Source organism: Promicromonospora iranensis (assembly GCF_028994775.1).
GTDB lineage: Bacteria > Actinomycetota > Actinomycetes > Actinomycetales > Cellulomonadaceae > Promicromonospora > Promicromonospora iranensis_A.
The window spans coordinates 13223-36665 of sequence record NZ_JAJQMN010000009.1 but is presented as its reverse complement, the minus strand read 5'-3'; the positions used below and the strand labels follow the sequence as shown (position 1 = coordinate 36665).

21 protein-coding genes are annotated in these 23443 nt (G+C 70.7%); 17 read left to right on the top strand and 4 right to left on the bottom strand.

Translation table 11 applies throughout. From position 1 onward, the window contains the following. Positions 1-22: 22 nt before the first annotated feature. From gcvT to LUU90_RS17485, 4 genes are all read left to right on the top strand, one after another. On the top strand, positions 23-1189 hold the full coding sequence (gene gcvT, locus LUU90_RS17500; protein ID WP_275004929.1) for a glycine cleavage system aminomethyltransferase GcvT: 1167 nt from the start codon (positions 23-25) through the stop codon (positions 1187-1189). A gap of 70 nt (positions 1190-1259) precedes the next feature. After that, positions 1260-1631 carry a glycine cleavage system protein GcvH gene (gene gcvH / locus LUU90_RS17495; RefSeq protein ID WP_275004927.1) on the top strand — a complete coding sequence of 124 codons (372 nt, stop codon included), beginning with the start codon at positions 1260-1262 and terminating at the stop codon, positions 1629-1631. A gap of 202 nt (positions 1632-1833) precedes the next feature. After that, positions 1834-2058 carry a LuxR C-terminal-related transcriptional regulator gene (locus LUU90_RS17490; protein ID WP_275004926.1) on the top strand — a complete coding sequence of 75 codons (225 nt, stop codon included), beginning with the start codon at positions 1834-1836 and terminating at the stop codon, positions 2056-2058. 129 nt (positions 2059-2187) lie between these two features. After that, the gene (locus LUU90_RS17485) at positions 2188-2613 is read left to right on the top strand and encodes a (deoxy)nucleoside triphosphate pyrophosphohydrolase (protein WP_275004925.1); all 426 of its coding nucleotides are present in this window, start codon (positions 2188-2190) and stop codon (positions 2611-2613) included. 51 nt (positions 2614-2664) lie between these two features. Here the strand turns inward: LUU90_RS17485 and LUU90_RS17480 are convergent, their stop codons facing one another. Next, on the bottom strand, positions 2665-3486 hold the full coding sequence (locus tag LUU90_RS17480) for a 2-phosphosulfolactate phosphatase (protein ID WP_275004923.1): 822 nt from the start codon (positions 3484-3486) through the stop codon (positions 2665-2667). A gap of 203 nt (positions 3487-3689) precedes the next feature. On the opposite strand from LUU90_RS17480, the gene LUU90_RS17475 reads away from it, so the two are divergent. The 9 genes from LUU90_RS17475 to LUU90_RS17435 all read left to right on the top strand — a co-directional run bounded on the left by LUU90_RS17475 (position 3690) and on the right by LUU90_RS17435 (position 15054). Further along, positions 3690-7229 carry a phosphodiester glycosidase family protein gene (locus LUU90_RS17475; RefSeq protein ID WP_275004921.1) on the top strand — a complete coding sequence of 1180 codons (3540 nt, stop codon included), beginning with the start codon at positions 3690-3692 and terminating at the stop codon, positions 7227-7229. After that, complete coding sequence (locus LUU90_RS17470) at positions 7226-7444, top strand: hypothetical protein (RefSeq protein ID WP_275004919.1); 219 nt, start codon at positions 7226-7228, stop codon at positions 7442-7444. The genes LUU90_RS17475 and LUU90_RS17470 overlap by 4 nt, the downstream gene beginning before the upstream one ends. A gap of 159 nt (positions 7445-7603) precedes the next feature. Further along, positions 7604-8461 (top strand): hypothetical protein, encoded by an 858-nt coding sequence (locus LUU90_RS17465; protein ID WP_275004918.1) that lies wholly within the window; start codon positions 7604-7606, stop codon positions 8459-8461. Positions 8462-8685: 224 nt separating this feature from the next. Then, the gene (locus LUU90_RS17460) at positions 8686-9930 is read left to right on the top strand and encodes an ABC transporter substrate-binding protein (RefSeq protein WP_275004917.1); all 1245 of its coding nucleotides are present in this window, start codon (positions 8686-8688) and stop codon (positions 9928-9930) included. 11 nt (positions 9931-9941) lie between these two features. Further along, positions 9942-10817 carry a carbohydrate ABC transporter permease gene (locus tag LUU90_RS17455; RefSeq protein WP_275004916.1) on the top strand — a complete coding sequence of 292 codons (876 nt, stop codon included), beginning with the start codon at positions 9942-9944 and terminating at the stop codon, positions 10815-10817. Next, complete coding sequence (locus LUU90_RS17450; protein WP_275004915.1) at positions 10817-11740, top strand: carbohydrate ABC transporter permease; 924 nt, start codon at positions 10817-10819, stop codon at positions 11738-11740. Before LUU90_RS17455 ends, LUU90_RS17450 begins: the two co-directional genes overlap by 1 nt. A 211-nt stretch (positions 11741-11951) precedes the next feature. Beyond that, a complete protein-coding gene (locus LUU90_RS17445; RefSeq protein ID WP_275004914.1) occupies positions 11952-12896 on the top strand; it encodes a methylenetetrahydrofolate reductase in 945 nt (314 codons plus the stop codon). Between the two features lie 174 nt (positions 12897-13070). Beyond that, positions 13071-13526 carry an Hsp20/alpha crystallin family protein gene (locus LUU90_RS17440; RefSeq protein ID WP_275004912.1) on the top strand — a complete coding sequence of 152 codons (456 nt, stop codon included), beginning with the start codon at positions 13071-13073 and terminating at the stop codon, positions 13524-13526. Positions 13527-13797: 271 nt separating this feature from the next. Beyond that, positions 13798-15054, top strand: a complete 1257-nt coding sequence (locus LUU90_RS17435) for an N-acetylmuramoyl-L-alanine amidase (protein ID WP_275004910.1) — start codon at positions 13798-13800, stop codon at positions 15052-15054. Between the two features lie 75 nt (positions 15055-15129). On the opposite strand, the gene LUU90_RS17430 is transcribed toward LUU90_RS17435, so the two are convergent. The 3 genes from LUU90_RS17430 to LUU90_RS17420 form a co-directional block, all read right to left on the bottom strand. Beyond that, entirely contained in the window at positions 15130-15774 is a 645-nt protein-coding gene (locus LUU90_RS17430; RefSeq protein ID WP_275004908.1) for a lysophospholipid acyltransferase family protein, read from the bottom strand. Between the two features lie 90 nt (positions 15775-15864). Next, the gene (locus LUU90_RS17425) at positions 15865-17757 is read right to left on the bottom strand and encodes a glycoside hydrolase family 2 protein (RefSeq protein WP_275004906.1); all 1893 of its coding nucleotides are present in this window, start codon (positions 17755-17757) and stop codon (positions 15865-15867) included. Positions 17758-17885: 128 nt separating this feature from the next. Beyond that, positions 17886-18923 (bottom strand): LacI family DNA-binding transcriptional regulator, encoded by a 1038-nt coding sequence (locus tag LUU90_RS17420; RefSeq protein WP_275004905.1) that lies wholly within the window; start codon positions 18921-18923, stop codon positions 17886-17888. A 146-nt stretch (positions 18924-19069) separates the two neighbouring features. Between LUU90_RS17420 and LUU90_RS17415 the strand changes: the two genes are divergently transcribed. Genes LUU90_RS17415 through LUU90_RS17400 form a run of 4 tightly spaced genes read left to right on the top strand, consistent with a single transcriptional unit; the run spans position 19070 to position 23426 of the window. Beyond that, on the top strand, positions 19070-20428 hold the full coding sequence (locus tag LUU90_RS17415; protein ID WP_275004903.1) for an extracellular solute-binding protein: 1359 nt from the start codon (positions 19070-19072) through the stop codon (positions 20426-20428). A 14-nt stretch (positions 20429-20442) separates the two neighbouring features. After that, a complete protein-coding gene (locus LUU90_RS17410) occupies positions 20443-21411 on the top strand; it encodes a carbohydrate ABC transporter permease (RefSeq protein WP_275004901.1) in 969 nt (322 codons plus the stop codon). Position 21412: 1 nt separating this feature from the next. After that, a complete protein-coding gene (locus tag LUU90_RS17405; RefSeq protein WP_275004900.1) occupies positions 21413-22324 on the top strand; it encodes a carbohydrate ABC transporter permease in 912 nt (303 codons plus the stop codon). Between the two features lie 31 nt (positions 22325-22355). After that, positions 22356-23426, top strand: coding sequence for an App1 family protein (locus LUU90_RS17400; RefSeq protein WP_275004898.1), 1071 nt, complete (start codon positions 22356-22358; stop codon positions 23424-23426). Positions 23427-23443: the final 17 nt, after the last annotated feature.

Here is a 23443-nt window from a genome sequence, read left to right as displayed (position 1 = left end):
CGCCCACAACCAAGGAGAGTCTGTGGCTGACAAGACCACCCCGCTGCACGACGAGCACGTCGCGCTCGGAGCCTCGATGACGCCGTTCGGCGGCTGGCTGATGCCGCTGCGGTACACGTCCGACCTCGCTGAGCACCGTGCGGTGCGTGAGGCGGCCGGCCTGTTCGACCTGTCGCACATGGGCAACATCAACGTGAGCGGGCCCGACGCCGCCGCGTTCCTCGACCACGCGCTCGTCGGGTACATCTCCAAGGTCCGCGAGATGGGGGCGCGCTACTCGATGATCTGCGCCGAGGACGGCAGCGTGCTGGACGACCTGATCGTCTACCACATCGCTCCCGGCGAGTACTCGGTCATCGCGAACGCCGCGAACGCGGAGCTCGTCCTCGCGAAGCTGCAGGAGCGCACCACGGGGTTCGACGTGACGCTCAAGGACGTGCAGGCCGGCCAGGCGCTGATCGCGGTGCAGGGTCCCCGGGCCGCGGAGATCATGCTCGCGACCGCCGGTCTGGCGGAGGACGCCGAGATCTCCGGCGGCACGGCGTTCGCCGACCTCAAGTACTACGCCTGCCTCCGGATGCGCTTCGACGGCGAGCCGCTGCTCGTGGGCCGTACCGGGTACACCGGCGAGGACGGGTTCGAGATCTGGGTCTCGGCGGAGCGGGCCGTCGCGCTGTGGCGTGCGCTGCTCGCGGCGGGCGAGCCGCTGGGCCTCGTCCCGGCGGGCCTGTCGGCGCGGGACTCGCTGCGCCTCGAGGCCGGCATGCCCCTCTACGGCCACGAGCTCGACACCACCACCACGCCCTTCGAGGCGGGGATGGGCCGAGTCGTGCGCCTCGACAAGGTGTCCGACGACGGCACGCCGGTCCCCTTCGTGGGCCGTGACGCCCTGGCCGCGCGCAAGCAGTCGGCGCCGGCCCGCGTGCTCGTCGGGCTGCGTGGCGAGGGCAAGCGCCCGGCCCGTGCCGGTTACGACGTCGTGCGCCGGGGCGAGGGCACCGCACCGGGAACGGTGGTCGGCCGGGTCACCTCCGGTGCGCCGTCGCCGACGCTCGGCCACCCGATCGCGATGGCCTACGTGACGCCCGAGGTCTCGGCGGAGGGTACGGAGCTCGCGGTCGACGTCCGCGGGCGGGCCGAACCGTTCGTGGTCGTGCCCATGCCGTTCTACCGTCGTCCCCAGAACTGATCGAGCGGTGGTCGAGCCGTCGTCGGCCCGGCCACCAGCAGTCCCAACCCGCAACGTGCAAGGAGCTGTCATGGCCGACTTCCCCGAGAACCTCAAGTACACCACCGAGCACGAGTGGCTCGACGGATCCACCCCCGCCGTCATCGGCGTGACCGACGTCGCCGCCGAAGCTCTCGGTGACGTGGTCTACCTGGAGCTCCCCGAGGTGGGTGCGACCGTCGAGGCGGGCGCCGTGGTGGGCGAGATCGAGTCCACGAAGTCCGTGTCCGAGCTGTACTCACCGGTCAGCGGCACCATCACCGAGGTGAACACCGAGGCTGTGGACAACCCCGAGATCGTGAACCAGGACCCGTACGGCAAGGGCTGGCTCTTCAAGGTCGAGGTCACCGGAGCCGGCGAGCTGCTCACCGCCGCGGAGTACGCAGCGCACACCGGGAACTGATGTCCGCGGCTTCACGGAGCCGCCGTCGCGCCGCCCCTCAGGTCACCTTGTGTGCATCTGGGGGGCGGCTTCGGTCTCGGAACGGTAACAGTCGAAAAGTTCGTCCAGAACCGCGTCATGAACTCCATGCGGGGGGCTTTACCTCGTAGCAGCAACCGTAGGCCGGAACCCCAGACCCGGCCGCTGTGTGGAGGAAACGACCATGACTGCGATGACCCTTGACCACCGTGTGCCCACCCTTACCCGTCGTGAGCGGGTAATTCTGGCGAACCTCACCGAGGACGCCACGCTCGAGCAGATTGCTCGACGCTTGTACGTCACCCGTAACACGGTGAAGACGCAGGTCCGTAGCGTCTACCGCAAGCTCGGCGTGTCCTCGCGTGCGGAGGCGATTGCCAAGGCGAACGAGTTCCAGCTCGCTGACTGACACACAGCACAGCACCAGACGACGACGGCGCCATTCCCCAGAGGTGCCGTCGTCGCTCTGTGTCCGCCGAACGTCAGGGCCGCCGAACGTCAGGGGTGGCCGGCACGTTCGGGTGGGAGACTGCTCGGCATGCAGGAGACCCTCATCGACGTCGTCGCGGCCGCGATCGTGGACGACCTGGACCATCCCACCCGGCTGCTCGCCGCCCGCCGCTCGGCTCCGGCGGCGCTCGCCGGCCGCTGGGAGTTTCCCGGTGGCAAGGTGGAGCCGGGCGAGGAGCACCTCGCCGCGCTGCACCGTGAGCTCGACGAGGAGCTCGGCGTGGCGGTAGCCGTCGGCGACGAGCTCCCGGGACCGCACGACGGTGGGTGGGCGATCACCAGCAAGCACCGGATGCGGGTCTGGTTCGCGCGGCTGCAGGAGGGCGCGCCGGAACCGCTGGAGGATCACGACGAGCTGCGCTGGCTGACGGCCGCCGAGCTGGACGACGTCCCGTGGCTGGACGGGGACGTGCAGATCGTGACGGCCCTGGCCGAGCACCTCTCGCCGAGCTAGTCGCCTGGCGAAGTAGTACGACCTCGCCAGGTGACGACCTCGGCGGGATGGTCAGCGTGCGCTCGCTGCGACGCTCCTGCGGCTGCGGGCCGCGGCCACGCGGTGCCCGAGCGGCACGAACGCGCCGTCCATCAGCACCGGCACCACATCGGTGGCGTCGACCTCGGTGGCGATCGTGACGTCGTCGGCGAACCCCGAGTCGAGCAGCTCGCGACCGCTCGCGGTGCCGCCCACCGAGTCCATGGTGTCCTGGGTGCCCTTCCAGAGGGTCACCGTCGCCGCGGTCTCCGGCGAGACGCTGACCTTGGGCAGCATCGTGGTGAGCCGCGCCGCGATGGCGCCGGCGGCGAGGTAGTCCTCGAGCGCGGGACGCAGTGTGTCGTCGGGCCACCGCTCACCCACCGGGACGAGCACGACGTCGTGCTTCTCGGAGGCGTCCAGGTGCGCGGCCGCGAGGCCGGCCACCGCCTTCGCGTTGCGCAGGCTGCCCGCGACGATGAGGGCGCCCCGGTTGGCGATCGTGTGGCAGATCTGGGCGGCGCTGGGCGACGGGAGGACGAGACGCTCCGCGTCCAGGTCCTGCAGCGACGCGGGGGAGATGCTGATGCCGTCCTCCCACCGCGGGCCGGCGAGGGCGGCGCGCATGGTGCGCGCGAGCCGGGCGGCGCCGGCGGGATCGTGGTACGGGAACGGGTACACCCCGGCGCCCTGTTCACAGGCGACGGTGACCGTGGTGGAGAAGGAGAGCACGTCCACGACGACCACGAGCGACGCGCGCGCATCCGTGGCGGTCAGGGCGAGCGCGCCGGAGATACCCCAGTCCGTGCGCACACGGGCAGGACGCTGGTCGAAGGCGGGGGACGTGTTTGCCACGAACGCATCGTAGTGTCACCCGAACTCGCCCATGTTTCGCGCTCAGCGAACACCGTTGCGGTTAGGGCACTATTCACACTCCCGCCGCCGGGCCATAACCTCGCCGCGCAACGCTGCCGCTGAACGCTCCCCCCGAGCCCCCAGAAGGATCGAGCATGCGCCGAGTCGCGCCCGCAGTGTCCCCGGCAACACCGAACAAAGTCTTGACCAACGCGCTGACCTGCGGAATCGCGGCAGCGCTCGTGATGTCTCCCGGTGTGGGCGCCGCCGCCGCGCCGTTGCCCCTGCCCGAGGACGTCCCGCGCAGCAGCGCCGCGCTGACGGCTCCGGCACCCTTCGCGAGCGCTCCGTCGCGCTCCGGGAAGCCCGTCGAAATTTCCGCAGATGTCACCCATCTCGCGCTCGATGACAACGGCGACGCCATCATCACGCGCCGCGACGAGCAGCGCATCGCGCCCGGCCTGGAGCTCACGCGGTTCGCGCGGATGAGCGAGGACGGCTGGCTCAGCGGCGAGGTGCTGGTCGCGGACCTCGGTCCGTCGGGACCGGGGCATCGGGGGAAGGTGCAGGTCGGCTACGTCGGCCCGGACCACGTGGCCGACAACGCGACGGTCTCCGAGATGGCGGCCTCCCGGGGCGCGATCGCCGCGATCAACGGCGACTACTTCGACATCAACAACTCCGGCGCCGCGCTCGGGGTGGCCGTCGACGACGGCACGCTGGTCAAGTCCGCGTCCCCGGGCCGGGAACGTTCGGTGGCGTTCGGGTCCGACGGCGTGGGCAGGCTCGCGCAGATCTTCCTCGAAGGCTCGGTGACCTGGGGATCGGCCGGTGAGATCCCCGTCAGCGGCCTCAACGTGACCGCCCTGCCCGCCGGCGGCGTCGCCGTGTACGACGCCGGTTGGGGCACCTTCACCCGTGCGCGTCCGCTGGCAGCGGGGGAGCAGGGCGTCGAGGTGCTCGTCGACGCCGACGGCACCGTCACCGCCGTCGGACAGCCGGGCGACGGGCAGCTGGCGGACGGGACGCGCGCCGTCGTGGCGCGGCCCGGAGCCGCTGCGGACGCGCTCGCGGGCCTGCGGACGGGCGATCACGTCGACGTCGCGTACGGCCTGCGCGAGGATGCGGGCGACGTCGCCGTCGCCATCGGCGGCGGACCCGAGGACCCTCTGCTGGAGGACGGCGAGGTCACGTCCGCCACCGGTGATCACGTCGAGCTGCGGCACCCGCGGACCGCCGTCGGTTTCGACGAGACCGGTACCCGCGCCTACTTCGTGGTGATCGACGGCCGGCAGACCCACAGCATCGGGATGAACCTCTACGAGCTGGGCGAGCTGATGGCCCAGCTCGGCGCCGACGACGCGATCAACCTCGACGGGGGCGGCTCCTCCGAGATGGTCGCCCGGATTCCCGGCGACACCGGCACCACGATCCTGAACAGCCCGTCGGACGGCTACGAGCGCTCCGACGCGAACGGCCTCGGCCTGTTCGTGCCGGCCGGCTCGGGCCGCGTCTCGGCCTACGACGTGCGCACCACCGTCCCGGCCGCCGACGCCGACCGCGTCTTCCCCGGCCTGCACCGCACGCTGGTCGCCAAGGGCTACGACGAGACGATGTCCCCCGTCGCCTCCGCACCGTCGTCGTGGCGGACGCGCAACGGGTCGGTCGCGTCGGTGCGGGACGGCGTGGTGACGGGGCGTAGGCCCGGCAGCACCGTCGTGACCGCAGCGTCCCTGGGCCGTTCCGGGCTCGCGACCGGGACGGCCGAGGTCGAGGTGCTCGGCCCCCTGGTTCGGACCGGCGTGGACACCCCGGTCATCGGGCTGAACGACGCCGACGCGACGGCACCGCTGGTTCTCACCGGCTACGACACGCAGGGGTTCGCCGCACCGATCGAGGCGCGGGACGTGACGGTGTCCGTGGTCGAGCCCGTCGACGACCCGGTCGCCGAGCTCGTTCCCGCGGCCGACGGGTCGTTCGAGGTCCGCGCGCTCGCCCCGGTGGGCGGCACCACCTTCGAGCTGACCGTGCCCGGACCTGACGGCGAGGAGCTGACGACCGAGGTCGCCGTGACCGTCAGCCTGGAGGAGGACGTCGTCGCGGACTTCGCCGACGCGGCCTCCTGGACGCCGGCGAACGACCGGGCTCCCGGAGGCTCCCTGGCACCCGCGGACGGTCACGACGGCGCGGCGGGTCTGCGCATGACCTACGACTTCACGAGGTCCACGGCGACGCGTGGCCAGTACGCGGTGCTGCCGGAGGCAGCGGCGGGTGGCCGTGAGCTCCCCGGCTCGCCGCGTGCGGTGGCCATGTGGGTCGACGGCGACGGCAAGGGCGCCTGGCTGCGCCTGCAGGTGCGGCAGGGCGACGGCGTCGTCACGCAGCTCGACGGGCCCGAGGTCACCTGGACCGGCTGGCGGCAGGTCACGTTCACGGTGCCCGACGGCGTCGCGTTCCCCCTGAAGCTGCAGCGGATCCGCGCGCTGGAGACGGCCGCCGGTGACCAGTACTCGGGTGCGCTGACGTTCTCCCGGATCACGGCGCAGGTCCCGCCCGCCGTGGACGTGCCGGAGGCTTCCCGGGTCGAGGACGGGACGGTGACCGCGGACGGCGCCACCGACGACGCGCCCCTGCGCGTGGCGGTGCTGTCCGACGCCCAGTTCGTGGCGCGTGACCCCGGCTCGGGCGCGGTGGCCGGGGCGCGCGATGCCCTCCGCGAGATCGTTGCCGACGACCCGGACCTCCTGGTCATCAACGGCGACCTGGTCGACGAGGCCGCACCGGAGGACTTCGACCTCGCCCGCCGGGTCCTGACCGAGGAGCTCGGCGACGCGGACTTCCCCTGGTACTACCTGCCCGGCAACCACGAGGTCATGGGTGGCTCGATCACGAACTTCGAGGAGGAGTTCGGCGAGCGGACACGAGTGCTCGACGTGCCGACGCCCGGGCGGGCCGGGGGGACGACGCGCCTCGTCATGCTCGACTCGTCGTCCGGCCGCCTGGGCGCGGACTTCGACCAGGTGCGGATGCTGCGCGACGCGCTCGACGACGCCGCGACCGATCGATCGGTCACGGGAGTCGTGGTGTTCGCGCACCACCCCCTGGACGACCCGTTGCCGACCAAGGCCAGCCGGCTCACCGACCGTCTCGAGGCCGACACGCTGCGCGGCTGGTTCGAGGACTTCGAGGAGCGGTCCGGCAAGTCGATCGCCTCGGTCGGCTCGCACGTCGGCGTGTTCCACGCGAGCACGCAGGACGGCATCCCGTACCTGGTCAACGGCAACTCCGGCAAGAGCCCGGCGAGCACGCCGGCCGACGGCGGTTTCACCGGCTGGTCGATGCTGGGCATCCGGCCGGCGTCGGGCGCCGGCGGCAAGGGACAGTGGCTGGGGTGGGAGGTCAACACGCGCGCCGAGGCGGTCACGGTCTCCGGTCCGGAGTCGCTGACGGTGGGCGAGTCCGCGGCGGTGCGCGCGGTCGTCGTGCAGGACGGGACGCGGGAGGTACCGGTCGCATGGCCGGTCTCGTCGTCCTGGGGCGGTGAGCGGGTGTGCACCACCGACCGGACCGGCCGCGCCGCACTGCGCGACTGCTCCCGCGGTGCCGTGCTCGCCCTCCACCCGGACACCCATGAGCTGACCGCCCTGCGCGCCGGCCGGACCACCGTGACCGTCACGGTCAACGGGCAGGTCGGCGAGCTGGCCGTCGACGTGAGCCGAGAGGGCGGTAGATTTGCCTCATGAGTGACTTCGAGGTGGCCCGCAGGCAGAAGCAGGAGCCCACGGCGACCCTGCTGGTTCGTTTCATCATGTGCTTCGCCCTGTTCCTGGGCGGGTTCGCACTGATGGCGATCGGCGGGGCCGACCAGGGCGCGTCCGCACCGTACCTGTTCGTCGCCGGCATCCTCGCCGTCGGGCTGTCGTTCGGGCTGCCGATGATCGGCGCCACCGAACGATAGGCAGCACACGTGGAGCGCCCGTCCGGTCTCGACCGGGCGGGCGCTCTTCCGCAGTTCACCCACAACGTTCCGGTCCTCCTTTCCGTACTTGGTGGTAGAGCCTGACGGCGAGCGACGTGCTCGCCGGGGACAGGCACCATCGAACAGACTGGAACCGAGATGTCTCTGCACAGCAGGTCCCGTACCGACAGTCTCCGCCGAGGGCTGGCGGTCCTGGCCGCCGCCGCGACCCTCCTCGTCGGAGGCCTGGTCACCGCTCCGGCGACGCACGCCGTCGAGGTGCCGGTAGTCGACACCGACCGGCTCCCCGGCACGGTGCTGACCACCCGTATGACGGCCGGTGGCTCGGTCACCTATGGCAACGTCTCCACCAACAAGCTCACCCGGCCTCCGTCGTTCACGTACCGTGCGGACGTCGACTGGACCGGCGGCGCACTGCGGTCGCTCACCGGCCGGGTCACGCTGCAGCACGGTGACAACGGGCCGACCTTCTACTTCCCGCTGGAGGTCGACGCACAGGGCGACGGCCAGCACAGGGTCAGGCTGCACCACGCGACGAAGCCGGGCCGGTATCGCGTGGGCATCGAGCTGACGGCCGAGATCGAGCGTTCCGGCGGCAGGATGAGCAGTCACCGGGTCAACGTCAACGAGGCCAAGACCGTCACGATCCGCCGGCAGACCATCGTCACGTCGAAGATCTCTCCGGCCCGGGCCATCGATGGCCGGCCGTCACGCCTCTCGGGAAGAGTCGAGGTACTGGCCATCGCTGCCGACCGCGACCTCTCGATGAAGCCGGTGACCGGCGGCAACGTCACCATCGCCTACGACCCGGACGGTCCCTACGCCGACCGGGCACGCGACGTGGTGGTGCGCAAGGTGCCCATCAGTGCCGACGGTACGTTCTCCACCGTCGTCCCCGCCCAGGAGCGCTGGTGGAAGATCATCTACGGCGGGAACACCCGGTATGCCGGCAACTACAGCTACCGTCCGCAGGGCGACCTGGGCTGCGGCTGCTGATCGCCCCGGCCGACGCTCCGCCGTCGGCCCCCGGCCACGCCGAAGGAGGGTCGCAGCCGTGCGCTGCGGCCCTCCTTCTGTGTGCCTCCACCTGCTCCGCGGACCGTTCCGGACCGGCCCGTCACCCGTATGTCACAGGTTTGTTAGAACCATTGACAGATTAAGGGGCAAGTGAAAACGTGACCTGCACCACGCACCAGTACGACGAGCACTAAGGAGTAGTAATGGCCCAGTACAGGAGGCTCGGCGGGATCCTCGCGATCGCGCTCGCCACGACGACCGGCCTGACCGCCTGCGGGTTCGGCGGGTCCACCGGGGAGGCGACCGGCGACGGGACGACCCTCGACCTGCTCGTCCCCAGCTACTCCGACGCCACCCAGGGCCTGTGGGACGACGTGATCGCCGGTTTCGAGGAAGAAAACCCGGATATCGACGTGAACCTGCAGGTCGAGTCCTGGGACAACCTCGAGTCGGTCATCGCCACCAAGATCCAGGGCGGCGAGGCACCCGACATCTACAACGGTGGCCCCTTCGCCGGATTCGCCGAGGACGAGCTGCTGTACCCGGTCGACGAGGTCATCTCCGAGGAGACCTACGCCGACTTCCAGCCCACGTTCCTGGAGAACGCCCAGGTGGGCGGCACCACGTACGGTCTGCCGTTCATCGCGTCGGCGCGTGCGCTGTTCGTCAACGACGCCCTGCTGGAGGAGGCGGGTGCCGAGGTCCCGGCCACCTGGGACGAGCTGCTCGAGTCGGCCAAGAAGGTCTCGGAGCTCGGCGGCGGTGTGGCCGGCTACGGCATGCCGCTCGGTTCCGAGGAGGCGCAGGCCGAGGCAGCGGTGTGGCTGTGGGGCGGCGGCGGATCCTTCGGCGACGCCGAGCAGATCACCATCGACACCCCGGAGAACCTCGAGGGTGCCGAGTTCATCAAGACGATGATCGACGAGGGTGCCACGCAGGCCGACGCCGGCGCCACGGACCGCAGCCCGCTGTTCGACATCTTCGTCCAGGGCAAGGTGGGCATGCAGGTCGGCCTGCCGCCGAGCGTGGGTCAGATCGAGTCCGACAACCCGGAGCTCGAGTACTCGATCCACCCGATCCCCACCAAGGACGGCGAGCCGTTCACGCTGGGCGTGGCCGACCACCTCATGGCGTTCCAGAACGACGGCGACAAGCAGGAGGCCATCACCGCCTTCTTCGACTACTTCTACTCCGCGGACGTCTACGTGCCGTGGGTTCAGGCCGAGGGCTTCCTGCCGACCACCCTCTCGGGTTCGGAGCAGCTCGCCGACGAGGAGGCGCTCGCCCCGTTCCTCGACGTGCTGCCGGACGCGCAGTTCTACCCCACCACCAACCCGGACTGGAACGCGGCCGACTCCGCCTTCAAGGCGCTCTTCGGCCAGCTCGACGGCAACAAGTCCGCCAAGGACGTCCTGGCCGAGATCCAGACCCAGGTCGACGAAGGCTGATCGGAACTCTCGTGAAGGACCTCTTGAAGGCCCTCCCGTGGATCGGGCCCGCGGTCGCGCTCATCGCGGCCGTGGTCCTGTTCCCGGTGGGCCTGATGTTCTGGAACTCGACCCGTGACATCAGCCAGAGCGGCCTGGACGACGGAGGCGTCGGTCTCGCGAACTTCGCGACGGTCGTCGGCTTCCAGTACTTCTGGCCGATCCTGGGACGCACCGTCATCTGGGTCGTCGTCGTCGTGGGTTGCACGCTGCTCGGGTCGCTCGCGCTCGCGGCGCTGCTGAACAAGGCGTTCCCGGGCCGCCGCCTGGTCCGCATGGCCGTCATCGTGCCGTGGGCGGCGAGCGTGGTCATGACGACGCTGGTGGTGCACTACGGGCTCGAGCCGTACTTCGGCATCATCAACTCGTTCCTCGTGGACGTCGGCCTGATCGATACGCCCGAGGGCTACGGCTGGACCCGGCATCCCGGTACCGCGTTCGCGTGGGCCATGGCGGTCGCCGTGTTCGTCTCGCTGCCGTTCACCACCTACACGATCCTGGCCGGACTGCAGACCGTCCCCGGCGAGACCGTCGAGGCCGCGCGCATCGACGGCGCGAGCGGCGTGCGGACGTACTTCAGCGTCGTGCTGCCGCAGCTGCGCGGCGCCGTGTCGGTGGCGGTGCTGATCAACATCATCAACGTGTTCAACTCCCTGCCGATCCTGCGCGTCATGACCGGGTCCATCCCCGGGTACGACGCCGACACCGTCATGACGATGATCTTCAAGTACATGCAGAACCAGCGGCAGATCGATCTGGCCAGCGCGCTGTCCGTCATCGCGTTCCTGGTCGTCATCGGGATCGTCGCCATCTACGTGCGGGTCGTCCGCCCCCTGGAGGAGGTCTGATGGCTGCCATCACCGAGTCGGGGACCGCCCCGCGCGAGGCGACCCGCCCGACGTCGGGCGACCGGAAGAGGGTGCGGAAGTACACCTCGGACCAGGTGCCCCTGGGATCCCTGCTGCTGCGCATGCTCGCCGGGCTCGTCGTCCTCGTGGTGTTCCTGCTGCCGTACCTGATCATGTTCTTCGGGTCGGTGAAGACGAAGGCCGAGATCAGGTCGGTCGACCCGAGCTACTTCCCCAGGGAGTGGCACTGGGACAACTACGTCACGATGTGGGCCACGCCCGAGACGCCGCTGCTGCAGAACCTGGTCTCCACCCTGGTGATCTCGCTGTGTGCCACGCTGCTCGTGCTCGCCGTCGCGTTGCCCGCGTCCTACTACACGGCACGGTTCCGGTTCCCGGGGCGACTCGTCTTCCTGTTCCTCGTGATCGTGACCCAGATGGTTCAGCCCGCCGTGCTGACCTCGGGTCTGTTCCGGCAGTTCATCGCGTGGGGGATCCTCGATACCTGGGCGGCGATGATCCTGGTCAACGCCGCGTTCAACCTGTCGTTCGCGGTCTGGATCATGCACAGCTTCTTCGCGGGCATCCCGAAGGAGGTCGACGAGGCGGCACAGCTCGACGGCGCCGGCACCTTCGCCGTCCTGACGAAGATCAACCTGCCGCTCGTGTGGCCCGGGATCGTGACCGCCGTCGTGTTCACGTTCGTCGCGTCGTGGAACGAGTTCGCGGCCTCGCTCGTGCTGCTGACGACGGCGGGCAACCAGCCGTTGTCGGTGGCGCTGACCAAGTTCGTGGGCCAGTACGAGACGTCGTGGCACTACGTCTTCGGGGTGTCCATCGTGGCGATCGTGCCCGTCGTGATCCTGTTCATGGCCATCGAGAAGCGGCTGGTGGGCGGCCTGGTGGCGGGGTCGGTGAAGTAACCGCGCGGAGCTGTGGCAGTCAGTGGACCAGGCCGTCTCGATCAACGGACGAAATCCGTCCCAGTGGTGGACATTCGCTTAGCATGGTGGCGAACCCATCCAGAGCGGTCGAGAGTCCTGGCTCCCTGACACCGCAGCAACCTGCAGACTTCCTGCCCGCAGCCGTGGCGCGTGGACGTAAGGTGCTCACGCCAGGTTCGATGGAGCAGCCATGGTCGTCGAGGGATACCCGCACCGCCCGACAGTGTCGTTCGAGCTGATGCCGCCACGTCGGCCCGAGGCCGCGCCCAACTTCTGGGAGACGGCGCAGCGTCTCGTGGCGGCTCGCCCGGACTTCGTGTCCGTCACCTACGGTGCGGCCGGGGGTGACCGGGCGACCTCGCGCGAGGTGCTCGCCACTCTCCTCCGGGGCACGCCGGTGCTGCCGGTGGCCCATCTGACCTGCGTGGGCGCGTCCCGTGAGGACGTGTCCGAGGTGATCGACGAGTTCCTCGAGGCCGGCGTGCGATCTTTCCTCGCCCTGCGCGGCGACCCACCGCGCGACGAGCCCGACTGGAACCCGCCGTCCGACGGTGTGCGGTCCAGCGTGGACCTGGTTCGCCTGCTCCGACAGGTGGACGCGCGTCGCTGTGCCGCCGACGCCAGCACCGCCCTGCGGGCCGCCACCCGTCCACTCACCATCGCCGTGGCGACGTTCCCGGACGGCAACCCCGGGGCCGGCACCACGCGCGACCAGGAGGTCCGGCGGCTGCTGGAGAAGCAGGAGGCGGGCGCGAGCTTCGCGATCACCCAGTTCTTCTACCGGGCCGAGTCGTACACGGGGTTCGTCGATGCGGCGCGGTCCGCGGGCGTGACCATCCCGATCCTCGCCGGGATCCTGCCCGCCACGGAGGCGCGCCGGCTGCGTCGTGTCGAGGAGCTCACGGGCGTCGCGGCCCCTGCCGACCTCCTGCGGGACCTCGACCGGCTCACCGCGCCCGACGGTGTCGTCGACGCCGAGGCCCAGCACGAGCACGGCCTGGAGTACTCCACCGCGCTCGCGCGCGAGGTGCTCGACGCCGGGGCGCCCGGTGTGCACGTGTACACGTTCAACAAGCATCGGCCGGCCCTCGACCTGCTCGAACGCGTGGGGCTGACGGGCCGCGCCGCGGCCTGACGTCGGTGGTCCGCCGGTGGTGTTCGCCGGGAGTGATCGGCCCGGGTTCCCTCTTGGCACTCTCGGGGTGAGAGTGCCAAAATTGGTGGCGTAGCCGGACGGCGGCCAGCCCCGCCGTCGAGCGCTGCGGCCCTGGAGGGGCCAGGGCCGCATCGTCGTAGGAGGTGATGCGCGATGGCTACCTACTGGGACCCGATCCAGGAGATGGACCGGCTGTTCAGCACGTTCGCCGGCAACGCACGGCAGTCGGGCGGCATGCCGATGGACCTGTTCCGTACGGGTGACCACTACGTCCTGTCGATGGATCTGCCCGGCGTCGACCCCGGCACCATCGACGTGTCGGTCGAGGACCGGACGCTCACGGTCCGCGCCGAGCGCACGCAACGCTCCGACGCCGACGCCCAGTGGCTGGTCCGCGAGCGGCCCGCGGGGACGTTCGCACGGCAGCTCACGGTGGGCCGCGGGCTCGCTCTCGACAGCATCTCGGCCTCGTACGCCGACGGTGTGCTGTCCCTGACGATCCCGGTCAGCGAGGAGGCGAAGCCGCGCAAGGTCGAGGTGGCGCACACCGCCGGTGCGACCGCGATCGGCCAGGGCGCGTCGGAGAGCAAGCAGACCATCGAGTCCTGATCCCCCTGCGGGTGGCGCTCCGCCTGCGAGCGACGCCCGCCGTACGTGTCGGACCCACAGGCCGCGTGCGCGGCCTGTGGGTCTGCCGTGTGTGGGACGAGGGCCGGCCGTAGCGGACCCGGGTGCGGCGTCCGGTGCGGCTCGGCTCGGCTCGGTGGACCATCGCATCGCGGGCATGACCCAGATGTGATGTACCGGGTGGTGGCCGCGGGGCCGGATACTCCACTTGACCTGGATCGACCCCAGCGTGACCAGATCGTGGAGGACACCCGTGCACACACACGACCACTCGCACGACCACCCGTACGAACCGGACTCCGACCTGACCGTGCCCTACCCGAGCTCGCGTGGCCGGAACGCGCTCGGCCGACGTGACCTGTTGCGCAGTGCCGTCGTCCTCGGCATCGGTGCCGCGGGCGCGACGATCGCGGCGCCCGCCTCCGCGGCCCCGGCGGGCCCGGCCCCGACGGATGCCTCGCCGACGCGGGACGGGGACGCACCGCCGTCGCTCGCCCCGGACCCCGAGGCCCCTGCCGACGCGCCCAGAGGCGCGCTGGCCGGCGTGGAGGTCGCGGCGCCGACCATCGCGAGCTGCGCCACCTGGGGCGCCGCGGCCGCACGCGGCACCATCGACACGGTCTCGACCAACCCGAACAAGATCCTGATCCACCACACGGCGTCGGCGAACGTCACCGACTACTCGCAGGCCGCCGGGTACCAGATCGCACGCGACATCCAGCAGTGGCACTTCGCCAACGGCTGGGTGGACACCGGCCAGCACCTCACGCTGAGCCGCGGCGGGTACGTCATGGAGGGGCGGCACGGATCGCTGTCCCGGCTGCGGAACGGCAGCGGCACGGTGGTGGGCGCCCACGCTCCCGGCCAGAACAGCCAGGCCATCGGCATCGAGAGCCAGGGCACCTACACGAGCGCGACGCCGCCCGCGCAGCTCTGGAGCCGTCTCGTCGAGCTGTGCGCCTACATCTGCGACCAGTACGGGATCGCGCCGACGCAGATCTACGGGCACCGGGACTACACCGCCACGGCCTGCCCCGGGGACGTCCTCTACTCGATGCTGCCCCAGCTGCGGTCCGAGGTGGCGGCGGCCCTGGCGGGCTCGAGCTGGTCCGTCATCGTGGACAACACCTCGGCCGGCTTCGCGGCGGGGTCGTCGTGGCAGACGTCGACCTTCTCGGCCGAGCGGTACGGCGCCAGCTACCGCTACGCGACGCCCGCGGAGGTCAGCGACCTGGCGACGTACTCGGCGACCATCCCGTCCAACGGCTCGTACCGGGTGGAGGCGTGGTTCCCGGGGATCGCCGGCTACAACACGTCCACCCCGTTCATCGTCCACACCGGGAGCGGCTCGTCGACGATCCGCGTCGATCAGTCGACGGGCGGCGGTGCCTGGCTCTCACTGGGGACCTACGCCATGACGGCGGGCACCCGAACGGTGGTGGCCGTCAGCCGCTGGACGCAGGGCACGGCGTACGTCATCGCGGACGCCATCCGGATCACCCGCCTGTAGCCCGCCTCGCCTCGCGGAGGTAGTCACCTGGCGAGGTAGTCAGGTGACTACCTCGCGGGACGTGGGGGAGCCTCGTCAGTCGTCGGCACGCTCCTGGCCGCTCATGGCCTGGATCGACTGCATGACCTGCTCGGTCAGCTCGCGCCGCGCCTGCGCGGGCTTGGTGCCGGCGGCGATCTGGCGCGACGGGTCGATCGGCACCCCGAAGTGCAGCTCGACGCGTGCGAACCGCGGCATCTTGCCGATCGGCTTCACCTTGTCCGTCCCGAGCAGCGCGACCGGGACCACCGGGGCCTTGCCGGTCAGGGCCAGCCAGGCGACGCCCGTGTGGCCCTTGTGCAGCTTGCCGTCGCGCGAGCGCGTGCCCTCGGGGTAGATGCCGAAGGCCCCGCCACGCTGCAGCACGGCCAGAGCGTCCTCGAGGGAGCGCTGCCCGGCACGGGGATCGTCGCGCTGCACCGGGATGTCGCCCATCTTGGTGAAGAACCAGCGGGAGAAGCGCCCCTTGATCCCCTTGCCGGTCCAGTACTCGGCCTTGGCCAGGAACGCGACGTGGCGCGGCGCCATGATCGGGATGAGCAGCGAGTCGATGAACGACAGGTGGTTGCTCGCCAGGATCACGGCGCCGCGCTTCGGGATGTTGTGCAGGCCGGTGACGCGCGGGCGCAGAAGCACGAGCACGAGGATCGAGAGGATGAGCTTGAGGAACCGGTACGTCACCGGCCTATTGTGCACCCCTCAAGCAACCCTGTGGACGGGGTGATATGTGGTGAAAAAGACTAAAGAGACCTACAAGACCCCGTCGATCGGTCAGGATGCCTGGTCAGCAGCCTCCTCGTCGCCGTCCGCCACCTCGATGGCCGCGACCTGGACCTGGACCTCGCGCACGCGAGCGACGTCGAGCTTCTCGCTGCGGTCGAACCGGTAGACCCCGTTCTCCTCCTGGAACACGTCGGTGAGCTGCGTGTAGCAGTAGCCGAACATGCGCGGGTCACCGAGCAGTGCGTCGGTCAGGCCGCGGAACCGGGCGTGGAACTCCTCCTCGTCCGCGACGCGCTGGCCGTAGCCCCACGAGTCGGGCGAGTTCCCCGTGGCGGTGGCCGCCACGTCCGGGTTCCACCAGATGCCGCCGTACTCGCTGACGAAGTACGGCTGACCCCGGTAGGGCACCGACATCTTGGTGCCGTTCTCACGCTCGTTCTCGTAGGGCCGGCCCTCGGCCAGGCCGCCCACGAGCTTCGCGAACTGCGCGGGCTCCTGCTCGTACAGGTGCGAGTCCCAGATGTCGGTCTCGAGGACGCGGTGCGAGTAGCCGCTGGCGTCCAGGACCGGCCGGGAGGGGTCCGCCACCTTGGTGGCGAGCCACATGGCCCGGGTGACGTCGTCCAGCTGCGTGATGCGGTCGTGCAGGTCCTGGTGCGTCTCGTTGAGCGGGCACCAGCCGATGATCGACGGGTGGGAGTGGTCGCGCTGCAGCGCCTCCATCCACTCGGCGACGAACGACGTCGTCGGCCGCTGGCCGTCGGCGGGCGTGCCGTTCCCGCTCACGCCCCAGTCGCCGAACTCGCCCCACACGAGGTAGCCCAGCCGGTCCGCGTGGAACAGGTAACGCTCCTCGAAGACCTTCTGGTGCAGCCGGGCGCCGTTGAAGCCGGCCGCGAGGCCGAGCTCGATGTCCCGCGCGAGCGCGTCGTCGGACGGCGCCGTCATGAGCGACTCGGGCCAGTAGCCCTGGTCCAGGACGAGCCGCTGGAACACCGCCTCGCCGTTGATCCGGACCACCTGTCCGTCGATGGACACGGAGCGCAGGCCCGCGTACGAGCGCACGGCGTCGACGACCGCGCCGTCGGCGTCACGTAGCTCGATGTCGACGCCGTACAGGTGCGGGTCGCCGGGACCCCAGGTGCGGACGCGCTCCGCCGGGACGACGACGCGCAGCGCGGGCGCCAGGTCCAGGTCGGCGCGAGCGGTGGCGGTGGCCACCACGCCGTCGGCGTCGGTCACGGTGACCGTCACCGTGTGGCCGCGCCGGTTCGCGGACAGCGGCACGACGACGTCGAACGCCGAGCTGGACAGGTCGGGCGTGATCCGCGGGCGGCGCAGGTGCGCGGCCGGCACGGGCTCCAGCCACACGGTCTGCCAGATCCCCGTGGTGCGGGTGTAGTTGCACTCGAAGTTCGCGTAGCGGTTGCTCTGCTTGCCGCGCGCCTGGGGTCCGTGCCGGGTGTCCCGGGCCCGCACGACGACGGTGACCGTGTCGCCAGGGCTCGCGATCCCGTGCAGGTCGGCGGTGAACGGCGTGAAACCGCCGCGGTGGCGCACGACCTCGGTGCCGTCCACCCACACGGTGGTGTCGTGGTCGACGGCGCCGAAGTGCAGCAGGACGTGCGGGTCGTCGCCGACGGCGGCCCACTCCGCGGGGACGGTGACCTCGCGGCGGTACCAGACCGCCTCGAGGAAGTCGGTGTTCTCGATGCCGGAGAGCTGCGACTCGGGTGCGAACGGCACGACGATCTCGCTCTCGAGCGGGCGCTCCACGAGGCCCCGCTCCAGGCCGGAGTCGCCGGCGTCGATCTCGAACTGCCACGTGCCGTTGAGATTGAGCCAGCGGTCGCGGGCCATCTGCGGGCGGGGGTACTCGGGGCGCGGGACGGCGGTGGCCGTTGGTTCGCCGGCGGGCGAGAAGCGGTCGAGGAAGGTCATCAGCTGCTCCGTTGCGTCTACGACAGGTGCGCGGCGATTCAACACGGCTTCCGATCGGAATGCAACGTTGTATCACCACGCCGGGCCCTCAGAGGGCCCTGCGGAACGCGTGCCCGCTGGTCAGCCGCTCAGTCGCGGCTGCTCTCGCGGACCAGAAGTCGGTGCGGAACGAGTGCGTCGACCGGTTCGGCCGAGGGCTTCTCGAGCTGCGTGAGGATCCGGTCCACCGCGGTCTCCGCGATCGCGCGCAGGTCCGGTGCCACGGTGGTGAGTGACGGGTTCGAGTACCGGCCGTCCTCGGTGTTGTCCCAGCCGGTCACGGCGAGGTCGGTGGGAACACGCACCCCGTTGCGGCGCAGTGCGTACAGCGCGCCGAGGGCCAGCTCGTCGTTGGCGCACACCAGGCCGTCTATCTGGTCGATCCGGGGCAGCACCCGCTCGATGGTCTCGGCGCCCGACGGGCGCGAGAACTGCGGGACCTGGAGCACCCAGCGCTCGTCGACCTCGATACCGGCGGCGGCGTGGGCGTCGAGGAAACCCTGGACCCGCTGTGCGCCGGTGCGGCCGGCGCCGGGCGGCTCGGCACCCAGGAACCCGAGCCGGTGCCGCCCCGTCTCCAGCAGGTGCGCCGTGACCTGCGCCGCCGCGTCGACGTTGTCGATGCTGACGTGGTCCGTCCGGCGCTCGCGGGTCGGGTCGGGGTCGGCCCGCTCGCCCAGGAGCACGAGGGGGACGGGCCCGCGGACCTCGTCGATCTCCGCGGGGGTCAGCTCGAGCGGCGAGAAGATGATGCCGTCGATCGCCTGGACGTCGAAGCCGCGCGCCACCTCGAGCTCCGTGTCCCGGGAGGACCTCGTCTCCTCGATGAGCACCCGGTACCCGCGCGAGCTGCCGGCGTCGATCACCTCGTGGGCCAGGACCGAGAAGTAGGGCGCGTGCACCCATGGCACGGCGAGGGCGAGCGTGTTGGTGCGCCCCCGGCGGAGCTGGCGTCCGGCGAGGTTGGGCCGGTAGCCCAGCTCGGCGATGACCGCCTCCACGCGGGCCCTGGTCGCGTCGCCGACGCGGCCCGTGCCGTTCACAACGTTGGAGACAGTTTTCCAGGAGACCCCCGCCGCAGCGGCGACCTCCTTGATGCCGACGCGGCGGCCCGCTTGCTCCGACAACCCATCACTTCCTTCCACACCCTTGCCCCTTGACGGGACGCCCGGCCTAGTCCATCGTGATCCAACGTTGGACCGCAACGTTGCACCATTGGAGGTCGACGATGACCGTGCTACGAGGACGTGGCGTCCCAGGGCAAGGAAGCCCTGTGATCGCGTCGAGGACCCGCAGCCGTGCGGAGAGCTCAGGAGGCCTGAGCCGCCGTGACCTGCTCCGGGCCGCACTGGTGGGCGCCGGTGGGGTCGCGCTCGGCGGGGCGCTCGCCGGATGCGCCACACCCAGCGCCGCAGGTGCCGGCAAGACGCCAGTCATGATCTGGGACCTGTTCTCGGGCGGCGACGGCGCCCTCATGCAGGAGATGGTGGGCGCGGTCGCGTCGGCCAACCCGGACATCGCCGTCGCGTCGACGACCCTGGCCTGGGGACCGCCGTACTACACCAAGCTGGCGATGGCGTCCTCGGGCGGAAGGCCGCCGGAGGCCGCCGTCATGCACATGTCCCGGCTGGCCGGCTACGCACCCGGCGGGCTCCTGGAGCCGTTCGACCTGGACGCACTCGCCGAGCTCGGCATCGGCGAGGAGCACTTCGCCCCCGCCGTGTGGGAGAAGGCCCAGTACGACGGCCAGCTCTATGCGCTGCCGCTGGACACTCACCCGTACATCGTGTTCCACAACCCGAAGATCATCCAGGACGCGGGACTCGCGCTCCCGGACGGCAAGCTCGACCTGGACGCGGTCGCGGGAGCCGACAACTTCCTCGCCGCTGGCCGTTCCCTGGCCGAGATCACCGGCGAGACCGGCGTCGGCTGGGGCTACCAGCGGGACCCCGCGGGCTGCTGGCGCATGTTCTGGGGGCTCTACTCCCAGAACGGCGGTGGCTACGAGCTGACCCCCGGCCGCCCCGCCGAGCTCGACGAAGAGGCCGCCGCCGAGGTCTTCGAGTTCCTGCAGGCCATGGTCGACGGCACCGTCGCCGCGAAGAACCAGGACGGCAACGCCGCCGCCGCCCGCTTCATGTCGGAACGCACGGGCATGATGTTCGCCGGCGAGTGGGACCTGCCGATGTTCCGCGACGCGCTCCCCGACGTCGGGGCCACGCCGTTCCCCGCGATCTTCGACACCCCGGCGAACTACGCCGACTCGCACGCGTTCGTGCTGCCCCGGCAGGGGACACCCGACCCCGCCGCGCGCGAGGCGACCTACCGGGTCCTCGCGGGCCTGCTCAAGGAGGGGCTGACCTGGGCCTCGGCCGGGCACATCCCCGCCTACCAGCCCATCGTCGAGGAGCCTGCCTACCAGGAGCTCACGCCGCAGCGGGACTACGCGCCCGCCGCGGAGGTCGCCGTCTTCGACCCCGACGCGTGGTTCACCGGCGGCGGTAGCGACTTCCAGACCCGTATGGCCGACGCGATGACGGACACCCTCGCCGGCAAGGCCCCCGCCCGTACCGCCGTGACCCGGATGCTGAGCGAGATGGACCGGTTCCTCTCCCAGCCCAACCCCGCCTGATCGAGAGGACGACGATGACTGTCTCGAATCCCGGCGTCAGCGCGCCCCTGGAGCGGGCACTGCCCGGCCGGCCGGCCTCGGCCAGCCGGCCCGGCACACGCGCCGAACCGGCCCGCAAGTCCATGCGCGAGCGCGACCGGTCCGGCTACCTGTTCGTCGCGCCGTTCGCCGTCGCCACCGGGCTCTTCCTGGTCGTGCCGACGCTGTATGGCCTGTGGATGAGCTTCACCAACCAGAGCCTGACGGGCACCGGCAGCGAGTTCATCGGCTTCGCCAACTACGTGGAGGCGTTCAGCGACCCACAGGTCTGGCAGACCCTCTGGCACACCGTCTGGTTCACCATCCTGAGCACCATTCCCCTCGTGTTCGTGGCCCTCGTGATGGCGCTGCTCGTGCACACCGGCCTACCGGGGCAGTGGGTGTGGCGCATGTCGTTCTTCGCGCCGTACCTGTTGACCAGTGCCGTGGTCTGGCACCTGAGCAACTGGATGTTCCAGCCCGACATCGGCCTGCTCGACACCTGGATGACGGGTTTGGGCCTGCAGCCGCTCGGCTGGCTCACCGACGAGAACGTCGCGATGTTCTCGATCGCCGGAGTCACCGTCTGGTGGACCGTCGGCTTCAACTTCCTGCTCTACCTGGCGGCGCTGCAGGGCATCCCCGCCCAGCAGTACGAGGCGGCGACCATCGACGGCGCGGGCGGCTGGCGGCGACTGTTCTCCATCACGCTGCCCCAGCTGCGCACCATCACCGGCGTCATCGTGGTGCTGCAGCTCCTGGCCTCGCTCAAGGTCTTCGACCAGATCTACATGCTCACCGCGGGCGGACCGAACGGCAGCACCCGGCCGATCCTGGAGTACATCTACGACACCGGCTTCACCAACTACCGGCTCGGTTACGCCTCAGCGATCTCCTACGTGTTCTTCGCCCTGATCCTCGTATTCACCCTGGTGCGGCTCCTGCCCGCCCGGAAGGAGGCCTGAGATGGCTGTCGCCGACATCGCCGAGGTCCGCCGGACGAAGGCACTGCAGGAGCGGGCCGAGAACCGGACCCTCACCAGGCTGACCATCGGTCCGTCCCCGTGGGCGCGAGCCGGGGCGCTCGCGGCGCTCGCCGTACTGGCCGGTATCTGGCTCGTTCCCCTCGTGTGGGGCGCCGTCACCAGCTTCAAGCACGAGGCCGAGGCCGCGCTCCCCGCGTCGTTGCTGCCCACCATGGGGTGGACCCTCGACGCCTACCAGAAGGTGCTCGGCAGCAGCGACCTGCTGCTGTGGATGTGGAACAGCCTCGTGGTCGCCGTGCTGGTCACCGTGATCACGGTCCTGATCTCCGCGATGGCGGCCTTCGCGTTCTCGCAGACCCTGTTCAGGGGCCGGGCCGTGATGCAGTGGCTCACCCTCGCGGCGATCATGATGCCGGGGCAGATCCTCATCGTGCCGCTGTTCCGGGAGATGCAGGTCCTGGGGCTCGTGGACACGTTCGCGGGCATCGTGCTGCCGCAGGTCGTGGCGCCCGTGATGGTGTTCATCCTCAAGCGGTTCTTCGACGCGATCCCGCGGGAGCTGCTCGACGCCGCCCGGATCGACGGCGCGGGGTCGTGGCGACTGTTCTGGACCATCGTGCTGCCGCTGTCGCGGTCGATCCTGGTGGCGGTCGCCATCTTCGTGTTCATCGGTGCGTGGAACAACTTCCTGTGGCCCTTCATCGTCACCACCGACCCGCAGTTCATGACCCTGCCCGTCGGCCTGTCCACGGTGAAGGACGCCTACGGCGTGCAGTACGCGCAGAACATGGCCTCCGCGATGATCGCGGCGCTGCCGCTGCTGATCCTGTTCATGCTCTTCCAGCGCCGCATCGTGCAGGGCGTGGCGACGACCGGCATGGGCGGGCAATAGAGCGGCGCGCGATAGCAGGCGACAATCGGGTGTGGCCACTCCTACTCCGCACCCTTCCCAGCGCCCGCACCTCGCCGCGGTGGTGGAAGACCACTTCTACGCCGCGGCGGGGTGGGTGCTCCGCCGCGTCGGCTGGCGCCCGCGCCTCGAGACCTACAGCGGATACGGCACACCGGACAAGGTGCGGGTGCTCGCTCGTGTGCTGCTGTCGCGGCCGCGTCCGGCCGCCCCGGACCTGGAGGCTCTCCGCGCGGGTCGGCGCGGGTTCCGCCACTTCCTCACGGTCCCGGTGCCCCACCGTCGCGTACTGCTCGACGTGGGCGGTCACACCGCCGTCGTGACGAGCGACCGCGCCGGTTACGTCGACGTCGAGATCCCCACCGTCGCCGCGCTGCCGGCCGGCTGGCAGTCCGCCGTCCTGACGGTCCTCGACGAGCCCGACCCGTGGGAGGCCGAGGCGGCCATCCGGGTGCTCGACGAGCACACGCGGTTCGGCGTCATCAGCGACATGGACGACACGACCATGGTGACCGCGGTGCCGCGGCCGCTGCTCGCGGCCTGGAACACGTTCGTCCGGCACTCCAGCGGACGGCGTGCCGTGCCGGGCATGCCCGAGCTGTACCGGACGCTGCAGGAGGACCACCCGGACGCCGGCTTCTTCTACCTGTCGACCGGCGCCTGGAACACGGCGAACACCCTGCGTGCCTTCCTCGCGCGGCACGCCTACCCGCGGGGACCGCTGCTCCTCACCGACTGGGGGCCCACCCTCACCGGGTGGTTCCGCAGCGGACCGGCGCACAAGGAGGCGAGCCTTGAGCACCTGATGGCCTGGTTCCCCCACGTGTGCTGGCTGCTCATCGGTGACGACGGCCAGCACGACCCGGAGATCTACGCACAGGCCGTGGACCGGCATCCTGACCGCGTGCGTGCCGTGGTCATCAGGCAGCTCACCGGCGGGCAGCGGGTCCTCGCCGGGAACATGCCGGTCGCCGATCAGCCGGAGACCGGCGTCGACGCGCCGCGGGTGCCGACGGTCGCCGGCCAGGACGGTGCCGAGCTGACGCGTCAGCTGGCCGCGATCCCTGGTGTGTTCACCGACTGACCGGGCTCAGGCTCCAT